Source organism: Streptomyces sp. NPDC044704 (genome assembly GCF_056433525.1).
Map to the genome: position 1 here is coordinate 691644 of NZ_JBWKGY010000002.1, position 18148 is coordinate 709791.

General features: G+C 71.9%; 1 protein-coding gene (running past one end of the window). It reads left to right on the top strand.

The window, feature by feature from the left end; all coding sequences use genetic code 11:
* Positions 1-18148: the 5' portion of a type I polyketide synthase gene (locus AC07B0_RS07455; protein WP_478897210.1), read on the top strand. The gene runs 16175 nt beyond the window's last position; 18148 of the gene's 34323 nt are visible here — the first part of the coding sequence; the start codon lies at positions 1-3; its stop codon lies beyond the right edge, outside the window.

The window sequence follows — 18148 nt, forward strand, 5'->3', positions numbered from 1 at the left end:
ATGTTGAACGAGTCCCAGGATTTCGCAGCCGAAACCGACGGCTCCTCCCAGGCCGGCGGAATCCAGGACCGCACCGCCGGCGCCGCCCCCACCGACACCCCCGACGGGTGGCGCGAGCGCCTGGCCGGCCTCACCGAGAACGAACAGCGCACCGCACTCCTCGACTGGGTCGCCGCACTGGTCACCGCGGCCCTGCGCGACGCCGCACCCGCCATCCTCGACCCGGACCGCTCCTTCCTCGACCTGGGCTTCGACTCGCTCGCCGCCGTCGACCTGCACGCCCGGCTCGTCGCCGGCACCGGCCTGCGCCTTCCCGTCACCCTGGCCTTCGACCACCCCACCCCCACCCGCCTCGCCCACCGCGTCCACGCCCTGCTCCTGGGCCTGACCACCCCGGCCGAGGAACCCGTCGCAGCCGCCGTCAGCAGCGACGAACCGATCGCCATCGTCGGCATAGGCTGCCGGTTCCCCGGCGACGTACATTCCCCCGAAGCCCTCTGGGACCTCGTCGCCACCGGCACCGACGCCATTTCCGCATTCCCCACCGGACGCGGCTGGAACCTCGACTCCCTTTACGACCCCGACCCCGACCGGGCCGGCACCACCTACGCCCGCGAAGGCGGATTCCTCCACGACGCCGACCAATTCGACGCCGCGTTCTTCGGAATATCCCCGCGCGAAGCACTCGCCATGGACCCCCAGCAGCGCATCCTCCTGGAAACCTCCTGGGAAGCATTCGACCGGGCCGGCATCACCCCCACCGGACTCCGCGGCGACCGCGTTGGCGTATTCGTCGGCGCCGAAACCCAGGAATACGGCCCCCGCCTCGAAGAAGCCACCGACGGGTTCGAGGGCTACCTCGTCACCGGCAACGCCGCGAGTGTCGCCTCCGGCCGCATCGCCTACACCTTCGGCTTCGAAGGCCCCACCGTCACCGTCGACACGGCCTGCTCCTCCTCACTCGCCGCACTGCACCTCGCCGTCCAGGCCCTGCGCAGCGGCGAATGCACCCTCGCCCTCGCCGGCGGCATCGCGATCATGGCGAGCCCCGGCTCGTTCGTCTCCTTCAGCCGCCAGCGCGGCCTCGCCCCCGACGGCCGCTGCAAGCCCTTCGCCGCCGCCGCCGACGGAACCGCCTGGGGCGAAGGCGCCGGCATGCTCCTCGTCGAACGGCTCTCCGACGCACGCGCCAACGGCCACCGTGTCCTCGCCGTCGTCCGCGGCACCGCCATCAACCAGGACGGCGCCAGCAACGGCCTGACCGCCCCCAGCGGCCCCGCCCAGCAGCGCGTCATCCGCCAGGCACTCGCCAACGCCGGCCTGACGCCCGCCGACGTCGACGCGGTCGAAGCACACGGCACGGGCACCACCCTCGGCGACCCGATCGAAGCACAGGCCCTCCTCGCCACGTACGGCCAGGACCGGCCGCAGGACCGGCCGCTGTGGCTGGGCTCCCTGAAGTCGAACATCGGCCACACCCAGGCCGCCGCCGGCGTCGCCGGCATCATCAAGATGGTCATGGCCATGCAGCACGAGGTGCTGCCCCGCACCCTGCACGTCGACGCCCCGACCCCCCACGTCGACTGGGAGGCCGGAGCCGTCTCCCTCCTCACCGAAGCCGTCGACTGGCCGGCGTCCCCCACCCCGCGCCGCGCGGGCATCTCCTCCTTCGGCATGAGCGGCACCAACGCCCACGCCATCATCGAAGAACCCCCGGCCGAAGACCGCCAGGACGACACGGCCGCCCTGCCCGACACGGACCGGCACGGCTACGAAACGGGACCACTGCCCTGGACCCTCTCCGCCAAGACCCCCGAAGCCCTGCGCGCCGCCGCCCGCCGCCTCGGCGACTGGCTCGACACCCACCCGCACACCACCGCCCACGACATCGGCCGCTCCCTCGCCGTCACCCGGGACCGCTTCGAACAGCGGGCCGTCGTCCTCGGCCAGGACCGCACCGCCCTCCAGCACGCCCTGCACGCCCTCGCCGACGGAGCCGACACCCCCGCCGTCATCCACGGCACCCCCACCGCCGGACGCCTCGCCGTCCTCTTCACCGGCCAGGGCAGCCAACGCCTCGGCATGGGCCGCGAACTGTACGACACCTACCCGGTGTTCGCCGACGCCCTCGACAACGCCTCCTGGTACCTCGACGAACAACTCGAACACCCTCTCCTCGACGTCCTGTTCGCCGACGACGACACCCCCGAAGCCGCCCTCCTCCACCAGACCGCCTACACCCAGCCCGCACTGTTCGCCCTGGAGGTGGCACTCTTCCGGCTCGTCGAGTCCTGGGGCGTACGGCCCGCATTCGTCGCCGGCCACTCCGTGGGCGAGATCGCCGCCGCGCACATCGCCGGCGTGTTCACGCTGGAGGACGCGTGCGCACTGGTCGCCGCACGCGGCCGGCTCATGCAGGCCCTGCCCGCCGGTGGCGTCATGACCGCCGTACAGGCGTCGGAGGACGAGGTCCTGCCGCTGCTCACCGACCGGGTGAGCATCGCCGCCGTCAACGGCCCGACGTCCGTCGTGGTGGCCGGCGACGAGGACGCCGTGGCCGCAGTCGCCCGGGAACTCGAAACCCGGGGCCGCAAGACCAAGCGGCTGACGGTCAGCCACGCCTTCCACTCGCCCCACATGGACGCCATGCTGGCCGAGTTCCGCCGGGTCGCGCAGGTCGTGGAGTACGGCACGCCCACCCTGCCCGTCGTCTCCCTCCTCACCGGCACCACGGCCACCGCCGCCGAACTCGCCACCCCCGAACACTGGGTCCGCCACGTCCGCGACGCCGTACGGTTCCTCGACGGCGTACGCACCCTCCGCACACGCGGAGCCGACTCCTTCCTCGAACTCGGCCCCGACCCCGTCCTCACGGCCATGGCACAGGACTGCCTGAGCACCGACCCGCAGCCCACCACCCCGCCCGTGTTCACCGCCGCGCTGCGCTCCGGCCGCCCCGAGGCCGCCACGCTCGTCGACGCCGTCGCGCGGATGTTCGTCCGCGGCGTGGACGTGGACTGGGCCCCCTTCTTCGCCGGCACGGGCGCCGCACGGGTCGAACTGCCGACGTACGCCTTCCAGCGGCAGCGGTACTGGATGAACGCCCGCACCCCGGCCGCAGAGTCGGCCACGACATCCGCACACCACACCGACCCCGCCGACAGCGAGTTCTGGGACGCGGTCGAACACCAGGACGTGGCCGCCCTCGCCGCCACCCTCGAACTGGACGCGGACGGCGAACAGCCGCTGAGCGAGGTCGTCCCCGCCCTCTCGGCGTGGCGCCGCCGCGTACGGACCCAGTCGGAGATCGACGGCTGGCGCTACCGGGTGTCGTGGACCCCGCTCACGGATGTCACCGCCTCGGGTGCGCGACTGTCCGGGGCGTGGCTGGTCGTGTCCCCGGCCGAGGTGGACGACGTGGCCGTTGTGGACGCCCTGGCCGGCTGTGGTGCCGAGGTTCGGCGGGTGGCCCTCGAGCCGGGTACGGATCGTGCCGGGCTGGCCGAGCTTCTGGCCGATGCCGGTTCGTTGGCGGGTGTGGTGTCCCTTCTTGCGCTGGACGAGGCCGCTGGGGTTGTGGCTACGGCTGGTTTGGTGCAGGCGTTGGGTGATGCCGGGGTGGAGGCGCCGTTGTGGTGCCTGACGCGTGGTGCGGTGAGTGTGGGCCGGTCGGATCGTCTGGTGTCTGCGGTGCAGGCTCAGGTGTGGGGTCTGGGCCGGGTGGTGGCTCTGGAGGCGCCTGGGCGGTGGGGTGGTCTGGTCGATCTGCCTGAGGTGTGGGACGGGCGGGCCATGGGTCGTCTGGTCGGGGTGCTGGCGGGTTCTGCCGCTGGTGAGGATCAGGTCGCGGTTCGTTCCTCCGGTGTGTTCGGGCGTCGTCTCGTTCGGGCTGCCGGTGGTGGCTCGGGTTCCTGGGTGCCGTCGGGGACGGTGCTGGTGACCGGTGGTACGGGTGCGCTGGGTGGTCGGGTCGCGCGTTGGCTGGCCGGGGCTGGTGCGGAGCGGCTGGTGCTGACCAGCCGCCGGGGCGCTGATGCTCCTGGTGCTGCCGAGCTGGTGGCGGAGCTGTCCGGGCAGGGTGTGGAGGTGTCGGTCGTCGCTTGTGACGTCTCCGACCGGGATGCCCTGCGGGGGCTGCTCGCCGCCGAAGCCACCGCGCTCACGGCGGTCGTGCACACGGCCGGTGTGCTGGACGACGGTGTGCTCGACGCTCTGACGCCGGAGCGGTTCGAGAGCGTGCTGCGGGCGAAGGCGACGTCCGCTTTGCATGTGCACGAGTTGACCGTTGAGCTGGGTATCGAGCTCTCCGCGTTCGTGCTGTTCTCGTCGATGAGCGGGACGGTTGGTGCGGCTGGTCAGGCCAACTACGCTGCCGCGAACGCCTATTTGGATGCGCTGGCTGAGCAGCGGCGGGCCGCCGGGCTGGCCGCGACGTCCCTCGCGTGGGGTCCGTGGGCCGAGGGCGGTATGGCCGCTGATGAGGCGATGGACGCGCGGATGCGGCGCGAAGGCGTGCCGCCGATGGCTCCCGACGCCGCGATCGCCGCGCTCGTACAGGCCGTTGGCGCCGGCGACGCCGCCCTGACCGTCGCGGACATCAGCTGGGACCGGTTCGCGACGGTCGTGGCGGCCGTCCGCCCCAACCCGTCGGTCGCCGACCTCACCACCACCGGCGGGTCCGGACACGACACCCCGGCCGCCGGTCACGGGACCGTGGTGACGGGTGCCGACGTCGCGGGCGCCGCGTTCGCGAAGCTGGCCGAGCTCCCGTGGGCCGAGCAGGAGCGGGAACTCCTCAGCCTGGTCCGGACGCACGTCGCCGCCGTCCTCGGACACGACGGCTCGGACTCCGTCGGTGCCGAACGCGCCTTCAAGGAGCTCGGCTTCGACTCCCTGACCGCCGTCGACCTGCGCAACCGCCTCGGCGCGGCCACCGCGCTGCGCCTTCCCACCACCCTCGTGTACGACTACCCGACCTCGTCGGCCCTCGCGGAATTCCTGCGCGGGGAACTGGTGGGCCGTGCGCCGGCAGCGGAGGCATCAACCCGCGCGGCGGTCGCCGACGAGGACGATCCGATCGCGATCGTGGCGATGACCTGCCGTTTCCCCGGCGGCGTACAGAGCCCCGAAGCACTCTGGCAGCTGCTCGCTCAGGGCAGGGACGCCGTCGCCGGGTTCCCGTCGGACCGCGGCTGGGACCTGGACCGCCTCTACGACGCGGACCCGGCCCGGCCCGGCACCTCGTACACGCGCGAAGGCGGCTTCCTGTACGACGTCGCGGACTTCGACGCCGACTTCTTCGGGATCTCGCCGCGTGAGGCCCTGGCCATGGACCCGCAGCAGCGGCTCCTCCTGGAGACCTCGTGGGAGGCGTTCGAGCGGGCCGGCATCGACCCCTCGTCGCTGCGCGGCAGCCGGGCCGGTGTCTTCGTCGGCACCAACGGCCAGGACTACCTCTCCCTGGTCGCGGGCGAAGCCGACGGCCTCGAAGGCCATGTGGCCACGGGCAACGCGGCGAGCGTCGTCTCCGGCCGGCTCTCGTACGTCTTCGGGCTCGAAGGGCCGGCGATCACGGTCGACACGGCCTGCTCGTCGTCGCTCGTCGCCCTCCACCTGGCGGTACAGGCGCTGCGGCAGGGCGAATGCTCCATGGCGCTCGCCGGTGGCGTAACCGTCATGTCCACCCCCGATGCCTTCATCGACTTCAGCCGTCAGCGGGGACTGGCGGAGGACGGCCGCATCAAGGCCTTCGCCGCGGGCGCGGACGGTACGGGCTGGGGTGAGGGTGTCGGCATGCTGCTCGTGGAGCGGCTGTCGGACGCCCGCCGCAACGGGCATCCGGTGCTGGCGGTGGTGCGGGGTTCGGCGGTCAACCAGGACGGTGCGAGCAACGGTCTGACGGCTCCGAACGGTCCGTCGCAGCAGCGGGTCATCCGGGCCGCTCTCGCGAGTGCCGGGCTGTCGGCCGCCGAGGTGGACGCGGTGGAGGCGCACGGTACGGGCACGCGGCTCGGGGACCCGATCGAGGCGCAGGCGCTGCTGGCGACGTACGGGCAGGAGCGTTCTGCGGACCAGCCGCTGCTGCTGGGTTCCGTGAAGTCGAACATCGGTCACACGCAGGCCGCGGCCGGTGTCGCCGGGATCATCAAGATGGTCATGGCGATGCGGGAGGGGGTGCTTCCGCAGACGCTTCACGTGGACGAGCCGACCCCGCACGTGGACTGGTCGGCGGGGGAGATCGCTCTGCTGACCGAGCAGCGTGCCTGGCCGGAGACCGGCCGTCCGCGCCGGGCCGGCATCTCCTCGTTCGGCCTGAGCGGCACCAACGCCCACACGATCATCGAAGAGGCCCCGCTCGCGGACGAGGCGACGGCACCGCGTCACGACAGCGGTTCCGGTGCAGGTGCTCCGGTCCTGCCGTTCGTCGTCACCGGCAAGAACGCCGCCGCCGTGCGAGCCCAGGCCGAGCAGCTCGTCGCGTGGCTGGCCGAGAACCCGCAGGCCGCTACCGCCGACATCGCGTACGCGCTCGCCGCCGGACGCTCCACGTTCGAAACACGGGCCGTTCTCGTCGCGGAAGCGACGAACCGTGATGCGCTGACGGCCGGCCTGCGCGGCCTCACCGCCGGCGAGCAGGTGCCGGGGCTGGTCCAGGACACCGTCTCGGGCGGCGGGCTGGCCTTCCTGTTCACGGGACAGGGCAGCCAGCGGCTGGGGATGGGGCGCGAACTCCACGACACCTACCCGGTGTTCGCGGACACGCTGGACGCGGTCTGCGCCCGGATGGACGCCCACCTCGAACTGCCCCTGAAGGACGTACTTTTCGCCGCGCCTGACTCGGACCTGCTGGACGAGACGCGGTTCACCCAGCCCGCGCTGTTCGCCGTCGAGGTGGCGTTGTTCCGCCTCGTGGAGAGCTGGGGTGTGAAGCCGGACTTCCTGTCAGGGCACTCGATCGGTGAGATCACGGCCGCGCACGTGGCGGGTGTGCTGACCCTCGACGACGCGTGTGCGCTGGTCGCGGCCCGTGGACGCCTGATGCAGGAGCTGCCCGCCGGTGGCGCGATGGTCGCGCTGGAGGCCTCGGAGGACGAGGTCCTGCCGCTGCTGACCGACCGGGTGAGCATCGCCGCGGTCAACGGGCCGACGTCGGTCGTGGTCGCCGGCGACGAGGACGCCGTGAGCACGGTCGTGGACTCGTTCACCGACCGCAAGACCAAGCGGCTGACCGTGAGCCACGCCTTCCACTCCCCGCACATGGACGGGATGCTGGACGGCTTCCGCCGAGTGGTGGAAGGGTTCTCCTTCTCGGCCCCGACCCTTCCGGTGGTGTCGAACCTGACCGGTGCGCTGGTGTCGGACGAGATGGCGTCCGCGGACTTCTGGGTGCGGCACGTCCGCGAGGCGGTGCGGTTCCTCGACGGCATGCGCGCCCTGGAGGCAGCGGGGGTCACGACGTACCTCGAACTCGGCCCCGGTGGCGTGCTCTCGGCGATGGGCCAGCAGTGCGTGACGGGCGAAGGCGCCGTGTTCGTGCCGGCCCTGCGCAGTGACCGTTCCGAGGCGGAGACGGTCGTCACCGCTCTTGCCGTGGCGCACGTGCGGGGCGTGGAGGCGGACTGGAGTTCCTTCTTCAGTTCCGTCTCCGAGGGCGCGGGCGTCGGGCGGGTGCAGCTGCCGACGTACGCCTTCCAGCGACAGCGTTTCTGGCCGGAGACGAACCTGTCTCACGGCGCCCCTGTCGCCGCCCCGGCGGTCGACGCGGTGGACGCCCGGTTCTGGGAAGCGGTGGAGCGCGGCGACCTCACGTCCCTGCTGGCCGAACTGGAGGTGGCCGACGACGCCCGCTTCAGCGAGCTCGTCCCCGCCCTGTCGGCATGGCGCCGGCAGAGCCAGGAGCAGGCGCAGGCCGACGGCTGGCGCTACCGGGTGTCGTGGAAGCCGCTCGCGGCGGCGTCGACGCCGTCCGGCGTACTGGGCGGCGAGTGGGCCGTCGTCGTTCCGGCCACGGGGGAGGACGACCCGCAGACCGCAGCCGTGGCGGATGCGCTGGCCGGGCGAGGTGTGGAAGTTCGGCTCGTCGTGGTCGAGCCCGGCGCCGATCGTGCCGCGCTGGCCGGACTGCTCACCGGGGCGCGAGCCGTCTCCGGTGTGGTGTCCCTTCTTGCGCTGGACGAGTCCGCTGGGGTCGTGGCGACGGCTGGTCTGGTGCAGGCGTTGGGTGATGCCGGGGTGGAGGCGCCGTTGTGGTGCCTGACCCGTGGCGCGGTGAGTGTGGGCCGGTCGGATCGTCTGGTGTCCGCGGTGCAGGCCCAGGTGTGGGGGCTGGGCCGGGTTGCGGCTCTGGAGGCGCCTGGGCGTTGGGGTGGTCTGGTCGACCTGCCTGAGGTGTGGGACGGGCGGGCCATGGGTCGTCTGGTCGGGGTGCTGGCGGGTTCTGCCGCTGGTGAGGATCAGGTCGCGGTTCGTTCTTCCGGTGTGTTCGGGCGTCGTCTGGTTCGGGCTGCTGGTGGTGGCTCGGGTTCTTGGGTGCCGTCGGGGACGGTTCTGGTGACCGGTGGTACGGGTGCTCTCGGTGGGCGGGTCGCGCGTTGGCTGGCCGGAGCGGGTGCCGAGCGTCTGGTGCTGACCAGCCGCCGGGGCGCTGATGCTCCTGGTGCTGCCGAGCTGGTGGCGGAACTGTCGGGGCTCGGCGTGGAGGCGTCGGTCGTCGCTTGTGACGTCTCCGACCGTGATGCCCTGCGGGCGCTGCTGGTTGCCGAGGCTGAGACGCTGACCGCTGTGGTCCACACGGCTGGTGTGCTGGACGACGGTGTGCTCGACGCGTTGACGCCGGAGCGGTTCGAGAGTGTGCTGCGGGCGAAGGCGACGTCCGCCCTGAACCTGCACGAGCTGACCGTCGAGCTGGGTATCGAGCTCTCCGCGTTCGTGCTGTTCTCGTCGATGAGCGGGACGGTCGGCGCGGCCGGTCAGGCCAACTACGCCGCCGCCAACGCCTATTTGGATGCTCTGGCTGAGCAGCGGCGGGCCGCCGGGCTGGCCGCGACCTCGCTCGCGTGGGGTCCGTGGGCCGAGGGCGGCATGGCCGCCGACGAGGCGCTGGACGCCCGGATGCGCCGGGACGGCGTGCCCCCCATGGACGCGCAGCCGGCGATCCGCGCTCTCCGGCAGGCCGTTGGCGCCGACGACGGCTCCCTCACCATCGCCGACGTCGAATGGGAGCGGTACCTCTCCGGCCACACGGCCGTGCGCCCCAGCGAACTGTTCAGCGAGCTCGCCGAGGTACGCGCGATGCGTGCCGCGACATCCGCCCACAGCCCGGCGGCCCCCCAGGCGGACCGCCTGGGTACCCTCTCCGGCCGGCTGGCCGCGCTCGCGCCCGCCGAGCAGGCGCGCGAACTGCTCGCCCTGGTCCGTACGCACGTCGCCGCCGTCCTCGGGCACGGCAGCGCGGACGCGGTGGGCGCCGAACGGGCCTTCAAGGAGCTCGGCTTCGACTCCCTGACGGCCGTCGAGCTGCGTAACCGCCTGAGTGCGGCGACCGAACTGCGCCTGCCCGTCACCCTCGTCTACGACTACCCGACGTCCGCCGCGCTGGCCGGGCACCTCCGTGAGGAACTCGTCGGCAGTGTTCCCGTATCCGGTGCCCTGCTTCCCGTCGCCGCGGCCGTCGACGGTGACCCGATCGCCATCGTGGCGATGAGCTGCCGCTTCCCCGGCGGCATCACGTCCCCCGAGGACCTGTGGCAGCTGCTCGCACACGGTACGGACGCGGTCGCCGGATTCCCGTCGGACCGCGGCTGGAACCTGGACCGCCTCTACAGCCCCGACCCCGACCAGCCCGGTACCTCGTACACCCGCGAAGGCGGATTCGTCACCGGAGCAGCGGAGTTCGACGCCGGCTTCTTCGGGATCTCGCCGCGCGAGGCCCTGGCGATGGACCCGCAGCAGCGGCTCCTCCTGGAGACGTCCTGGGAGGCGTTCGAGCGGGCCGGCATCGACCCGTCGTCGATGCGCGGCAGCCGGGCGGGTGTCTTCGTCGGCACCAACGGCCAGGACTACCTCTCCCTCGTCACCCGCGAACAGGACGGCCTCGAAGGCCACGTCGGCACGGGCAACGCGGGCAGCGTCATGTCCGGGCGAGTCTCGTACGTGTTCGGGCTCGAGGGCCCGGCGGTCACGGTCGACACGGCCTGCTCCTCGTCCCTGGTCGCGCTGCACTGGGCGATCCAGGCGCTGCGGGGCGGCGAGTGCGACATGGCACTGGCCGGCGGTGTCACCGTGATGTCGACGCCGGAGAACTTCATCGACTTCAGCCGTCAGCGGGGTCTGGCGGAGGACGGCCGGATCAAGGCCTTCGCCGCAGCGGCCGACGGTACGGGCTGGGGTGAGGGTGTCGGCATGCTGCTCGTGGAGCGGCTGTCGGACGCCCGCCGCAACGGACACCCGGTCCTGGCGGTGGTGCGGGGTTCTGCGATCAACCAGGACGGTGCGAGCAACGGTCTGACGGCTCCGAACGGGCCTTCGCAGCAGCGGGTCATCCGGGCTGCTCTCGCGAGTGCCGGGCTGTCGGCCGCCGAGGTGGACGCGGTGGAGGCGCACGGTACGGGTACCCGGCTCGGGGATCCGATCGAGGCGCAGGCGCTGCTGGCGACGTACGGGCAGGAGCGTTCTGCGGACCAGCCGCTGCTGCTGGGTTCCGTGAAGTCGAACATCGGTCACACGCAGGCCGCGGCCGGTGTCGCCGGGATCATCAAGATGGTCATGGCGATGCGGGAGGGGGTGCTTCCGCAGACGCTTCACGTGGACGAGCCGACCCCGCACGTGGACTGGTCGGCGGGGGAGATCGCTCTGCTGACCGAGCAGCGTGCCTGGCCGGAGACGGGCCGTCCGCGACGGGCTGGCATCTCCTCGTTCGGCATCAGTGGCACCAACGCCCACACGATCATCGAGCAGGCACCGGACGCCGAACCGTCGGCGGAGGCTGCCGCGCGGCCGACCGCACGACCGGCGCGCGTGCTCCCGTACCTCCTCTCGGGCAAGACCCGCGAAGCGCTCCGAGTCCAAGCAGCAGCCCTCAGCGCCCACTTGGACGCCGCCGAGAACCGGGGAGAGGACCCGCTCGACGTGGCCTACTCCCTCGCCACGAGCCGCGCGCACCTCGACCACCGGGCGGCCGCCGTCCTGACCGTCGACCACACCACCCCGGACCTTCAGGAGCTGCGGGAGGCCCTGACCCGGCTCGCCACCGGCGAGTCCGCGCCCCGGACCACCACCGGCACGGCCGGTGAAGGCGGCGCCGCCTTCCTGTTCACCGGTCAGGGCAGTCAGCGCATCGGGATGGGCCGTGAACTGTACGACGCCCACCCGGTGTTCGCGGACGCACTGGACGAGGTCTGCGCACACCTGGACGCGGTGCTCGACAGGCCGCTCAAGGAGGTGCTGTTCGGATCCGACACTGATCGGCTGAACGAGACGGAGTACGCGCAGCCGGCGTTGTTCGCCGTCGAGGTCGCCCTGTTCCGTCTGGTGACGTCGTGGGGTGTGCGGCCGGACTTCCTGTCGGGTCATTCGGTCGGTGAGATCGCGGCCGCGCATGTGGCCGGGGTGTTCTCGTTGGAGGACGCGTGTGTGCTGGTGGCGGCGCGTGGTCGGCTGATGCAGGCGCTGCCGTCCGGTGGTGTGATGGTGGCGGTGGAGGCGTCGGAGGGCGAGGTCCTGCCGCTGCTGACCGGCCGGGTGAGCATTGCCGCGGTCAACGGCCCGCGGTCGGTGGTCGTCGCGGGTGACGAGGACGCGGTGGCCGCGGTCGCGGAGTCCTTCCCGGGCCGCAAGACGAAGCGGCTGGCGGTCAGCCACGCGTTCCATTCGCCGCACATGGACGGCATGTTGGACGACTTCCGCCAGGTCGTGGAAGGGCTTTCGTTCTCGGCGCCGCACGTTCCGGTGGTGTCGAACCTGACCGGTGCGCTGGTGTCGGACGAGATGGGTTCGGCGGAGTTCTGGGTCCGGCACGTCCGCGAGGCCGTGCGGTTCCTCGACGGTGTGCGCGCCCTTGAGGCCGCCGGCGTGACGACGTACGTCGAACTCGGCCCGGACGGCGTGCTGTCCGCGCTCGCTCAGGACTGCGTCGAGCATGACGCCGCCTTCATCCCCGTCCTGCGTACCGGTCGTTCCGAGGACGAGTCCCTCGTCACCGGCCTCGTCCAGGTCCACGCCCGTGGGGTCACCGTCGACTGGGCGGCGTTCTTCGCCGGTTCGGGTGCCCGTCGTGTCGATCTGCCGACGTACGCGTTCCAGCGGCAGCGGTACTGGCCCGGCGCGGCCGCGTTCGCCACCGGGGATCCGGAGGCGATCGGGCTCGGTGACGCGGGTCATCCGCTGCTGGGTGCGGCGGTCGCGCTCGCCGATTCCGAGGGTGTGCTCCTCGCCGGCCGGCTGTCGCTCGACACCCACCCCTGGCTCGCTGACCACGCCATCCTCGGCAGTGTGCTGCTGCCGGGTACGGCCTTTGTGGATCTGGCGGTGCGTGCTGGTGACCAGGTCGGTTGCGATGTGGTGGAGGAGCTGACGCTGGAGGCGCCGCTGGTGCTGCCGGAGCGGGGCGGTGTGCAGCTCCAGCTGGTGGTGGAGGCGGTTTCGGAGTCCGGGCGTCGGCCGTTCAGTGTGTACTCGCGTCGTCAGGACGGCGGGGCCGAGGAGCTGTGGACGCGTCACGGGTCCGGTGTGCTGGCGGTCGGGGCGCGGCCGGAGGCAGAGCTGGAGTTCGGCGAGCTGGCGGCGTGGCCGCCGGCCGACGCCGTACCGGTCGACGTCCACGGCCTCTACACGGAACTCGCCGAGGAAGGCGTTGCGTACGGGCCGCTGTTCCAGGGCCTCAAGGCCGCCTGGCGGCGCGGCGCCGAGCTGTTCACCGAGGTCGCGCTGCCGGACGACGTACGCCGGGATGCGGCGCGGTTCGGTCTGCACCCGGCCCTGCTCGATGCGGGCCTCCACGCCATCGGCCACGGCGACGACGCTGCACGGACGTCTTCCGGTGCTCTGCTGCCGTTCTCATGGGCCGGCGTCTCGCTCTACGCGGCCGGCGCGTCTTCACTGCGCATGCGGCTGACCCCGCTCTCTTCGGACGATCCGCACACGCTCGCACTGCTGGTCGCGGATGAGGCGGGGCGTCCGGTGGCGGCCGTGGAGTCGTTGATGCTCCGTCCGGCTTCCGCCGATCAGGTGCACGCGGCGGGTGGCGGTCATGTGGAGTCGCTCTTCCGCGTGGAGTGGGTACCCGGTGCGGTGTCTTCGGCGGGTGCCGCTGCCGGCCTGCGGTGGGCGGTGCTGGGCGGGGACGAGATCGGCCTGGACACCACGGGAGCCCATGTCATCCGCTACCCGGATGCGGTCGCGCTCGGTGTGGCGTTGGCGGCGGGTGAGCCGGTGCCGGATGCGGTGTTCGTCGTGCCGTCGGCTGGCGTTGATGCCGGTGACGTGGTGGGTTCCGTGCATGCGGCGGTGAACGGTGCGCTTGCGGTGGTGCAGGAGTGGCTGGCCGATGAGCGGTTCGCCGGCACCCGGTTGGTGTGGGTGACCTCTGGTGCGGTGGCCGTCGAGGCCGGTGCTGGTGTCGGGGATCTTGCGGGGAGTGCGGTTCGCGGGCTGTTGCGTTCGGCGCAGTCGGAGAACCCGGGGCAGTTGTTCATGCTCGACCTGGACGGCGAGGAAGCGTCGCTCGCGGCGGCTCCTGCGGCGTTGGCGTCCGGGGAGCCGGAGTTGGCGATCCGGGGTGGTGTGGTCACCGTTCCGCGTCTGGTGCGTGTGGCTTCTTCGGACAGCAACTCGGACCGCGCGACCGAACTGCAGATGGCCCTTGGCGAGCCTGGCGGGACCGTGCTCGTCACGGGTGCCACGGGTGGTCTGGGCCGGTTGTTCGCCCGTCATCTGGTGTCTGTGTACGGGGTGGAGCGTCTGCTGCTGACGAGCCGTCGGGGTCCGGCGGCGGACGGGGCAGCGGAGCTGGTTGCGGAGCTGCGTGGACTGGGTGCGCACGCGGAGCTCGTGGCTTGTGATCTCGCGGACCGGGGGGCGTTGGAGGAGCTGCTGGCGGGGATTGCGGCCGAGCATCCGTTGACGGCCGTGGTGCACACAGCCGGGGTCCTGGACGATGGTGTCCTGGCTTCCCTCACCCCCGAGCGGGTGGCGGCAGTGCTGCGGCCGAAGGTGGATGCGGCGTGGAACCTGCATGAGCTGACGCGCGAGCTGGACCTGTCGGCGTTCGTGCTCTTCTCGGGTGCGGCGGCCGCGTTCGGTGCGGCCGGGCAGGCCAACTACGCTGCGGCGAACGCGTTCCTGGAGGCTCTGGCCGAACACCGCCGGGCTGAGGGACTGGCTGCCACCTCCCTGGCCTGGGGCCTGTGGGCCCCCCAGGCGGGCAGTGGCATGGCAGGTCGCCTCGACGAGGTCGACCTGCGGCGCATCGCCCGGGACGGCGTCGGCGCACTCACCACTGACGAAGGACTCTCCCTCTTCGACACCGCCATGACGGTGGACTCGGCGGTGCTCCTGCCGATGCACCTGGACCTCGCGGTCCTGCGCGCGCAGGCCGCTTCCGCCGGTACCACGCCGCCGCTGCTCCGTGCCCTCGTACGGGTACCGGCACGCCGGACCGTGGACCGACGCTACACCGGGGCGGGCGACGCATCGCCCCTGACCGCCCGCCTGCTCGCCCTGCCTACGGCGGAGCACGAGGGCGTACTGCTGGACCTGGTGGCCGGACACGTGGCTGCCGTCCTCGGCCACTCGGGTTCCGGGGCGGTCGACGCGGACCGGGCCTTCCGGGATCTCGGCTTCGATTCCCTCACGGCCGTGGAACTGCGGAACGTACTCAAGGCGGAGACCGGGCTGCGGCTGTCGCCGACCCTGGTCTTCGACTACCCGACGCCGGCCGCACTGGCCCGGCACCTGCTGAACGAGCTCGCCGTGACCGTCGGCGAAGAGCCGTCGACCAGTCTGACGGCGCCCGTACGGTCCGCAGTGGGCGTGACGGACGATCCGATCGTCATCGTCGGCATGGGATGCCGGTTCCCCGGTGGGGTGCGGACGCCCGAGGACCTGTGGCAGCTCGTCGCCGCCGGCGGCGACGGCATCACTGCCTTCCCGGCCGACCGGGGCTGGAACGTCGACGCCCTCTACCACCCGGACCCGGACCACGCGGGTACCTCGTACACCCGTGAGGGCGGTTTCCTGCACGAGGCGGCGGAGTTCGATGCGGCGTTCTTCGGGATTTCGCCGCGTGAGGCCCTGGCGATGGACCCGCAGCAGCGGCTGTTGCTGGAGACCTCGTGGGAGGCGTTCGAGCGGGCCGGGATCGACCCGACCACCCAGCGCGGCAGCCGGACGGGCGTCTTCGCCGGCGTCATGTACCACGACTACGTGACGGGCATCGGCATCGGGGACGGCGCCGGAAACGGTGAGGAACTGCCCGAGGGCGTCGAGGGATACCTCGGCACCGGCAACGCCGGCAGCATCGCCTCCGGCAGGATCGCCTACACCTTCGGCCTGGAGGGCCCGGCGGTCACCGTCGACACGGCCTGCTCGTCGTCACTGGTCGCCCTGCACTGGGCCATCCAGGCACTGCGCAATGGCGAGTGCGACATGGCACTGGCCGGCGGTGTGGCCGTCATGGCCACCCCGGAGACGTTCATCGACTTCAGCCGTCAGCGCGGCCTGGCGGAGGACGGCCGCTGCAAGTCCTTCGCGGCGGCTGCCGACGGTACGGGCTGGGCCGAGGGCGCGGGCATGCTGCTCGTGGAGCGGCAGTCGGACGCGATACGGAACGGCCACCCGATCCTGGCCGTGGTGCGGGGTTCGGCGGTCAACCAGGACGGTGCGAGCAACGGCTTGACGGCTCCGAACGGCCCGTCGCAGCAGCGGGTGATCCGCGAGGCCCTGGTGAGTGCCGGTCTGTCGACCGCGGATGTGGACGCGGTGGAGGCGCACGGTACGGGTACCCGTCTCGGGGACCCGATCGAGGCTCAGGCGCTGCTGGCGACGTACGGCCAGGACCGACCGGCCGATCAGCCGCTGCTGCTGGGGTCGATCAAGTCGAACATCGGTCACACGCAGGCCGCGGCCGGTGTCGCCGGGATCATCAAGATGGTCATGGCGATGCGGCACGGAGTGCTGCCGCAGACCCTGCACGTGGATGAGCCGTCGGCCCAGATCGACTGGGAAGCTGGTGACGTCCGTCTGCTGACGGAGGCGGTGGAGTGGCCGGAGACCGGGCGTCCGCGACGGGCGGGTGTCTCGTCCTTCGGTATCAGCGGGACGAACGCGCACACGATCATCGAGCAGCCGCCGGTTCTGGGCGCCGCCACGGAACCGCAGGCTGGTGTGCCGGTGGTGCCCTGGGTGCTTTCGGCGAAGGGTGAAGACGCCTTTCGGGCGCAGGCGCGTGAGCTCCGGTCGGCTGTGCTGGCGGCGCCGGACCTGCGGGCGGTCGACGTCGCGTGGTCGCTGGCGGTCGGCAGGGCTGCGTTCGAGGAGCGTGCGGCGGTGGTGGCCGCGGACCGTGAGGGTCTGCTGGCGGGCCTGGCCGCGCTGGCGGACGGGGACTCGGCGCCGGGAGTGGTCGAGGGCACGCCCGTCGGTGGGAAGACGGCTTTCCTGTTCACGGGACAGGGAAGCCAGCGGCTGGGGATGGGGCGTGAACTGTACGACGCCTACCCGGTGTTCGCGGAGGCTCTGGACGCGGTGTGCGAGCGGCTTGAACTGCCGCTGAAGGACGTGCTGTTCGGAGACGATGCCGAGCTGCTGAATCGGACCGAGTATGCGCAGCCCGCCCTGTTCGCGGTGGAGGTGGCGCTGTTCCGGCTGGTCGAGTCGTGGGGCATCACGCCCGACTTCGTTACCGGGCACTCGATCGGTGAGATCACGGCCGCGCATGTGGCCGGGGTGTTCTCGCTGGACGACGCGTGCACGCTGGTCGCTGCGCGCGGTCGGCTGATGCAGGCGCTGCCGTCCGGTGGCGTGATGGTCGCCGTGCAGGCGTCGGAGGACGAGGTCCTGCCGTTGCTGACCGACCGGGTGAGCATCGCCGCGATCAATGGGCCGACGTCGGTGGTGATCGCCGGTGACGAGGACGCGGTGACCGCGGTCGCGGAAGCGTTCGTGGACCGCAAGTTCAAGCGGCTGACCGTGAGCCACGCGTTCCATTCGCCGCACATGGACGGGATGCTGGACGACTTCCGTCAGGTGGTGGAGGGGCTGTCTTTCGTGGCCCCGGTCGTTCCGGTGGTATCGAACCTGACCGGTGGCCTGGTGTCGGACGAGATGGGCTCGGCGGAGTTCTGGGTCCGCCACGTCCGCGAGTCCGTACGGTTCCTCGACGGCATGCGGGCCTTGGAGGGATCTGGCGTCACCACGTACCTCGAACTCGGGCCGGGTGGTGTGCTTTCGGCGATGGGCCAGGAGTGCGTGACGGAAGAGGGCGTCAGCTTCGTGCCCGTCCTGCGCAACGGGCGTCCCGAGGCCGAGACCGTCGTGACCGCCCTCGCCCTGCTGCACGTGCGGGGTATGGAGGCGGACTGGAGTTCCTTCTTCGCCGGCACCGGCGCCGCACGGGTGGAGCTGCCGACGTACGCCTTCCAGCGGCAGCGCTACTGGCTGCAGTTGAAGGGCATTGCTCGAAGCAGCGCCGCCCATGAGGCGGACTCCCGCTTCTGGGACGCGGTGGAGCGCGAGGACCTGGAGTCTCTCGCCACCACCCTGGACATGGACGACGAGAACGCCTGGGGCACGGTCCTGCCGGCCCTGTCGGCCTGGCGCCGTGGCCTGCGCACCCAGACGGCTGTCGATGCCTGGCGCTACCGGGTGTCCTGGATGCCGCTGGCGCACGTCGCCGCGTCCGGTGCGCGACTGTCCGGGGCGTGGCTGGTCGTGTCCCCGGCCGGGGTGGACGACGTGGCCGTTGTGGACGCCCTGGCCGGCTGTGGGGCTGAGGTCCGGCGGGTGGTGGTCGAGCCGGGTACGGATCGTGCCGGGCTGGCCGAGCTGTTGGTGGCTGCTGGTTCGGTGGCGGGTGTGGTGTCTCTGCTGGCCTTGGATGAGTCCGCTGGGGTTGTGGCGTCGGCTGGTTTGGTGCAGGCGTTGGGTGATGCCG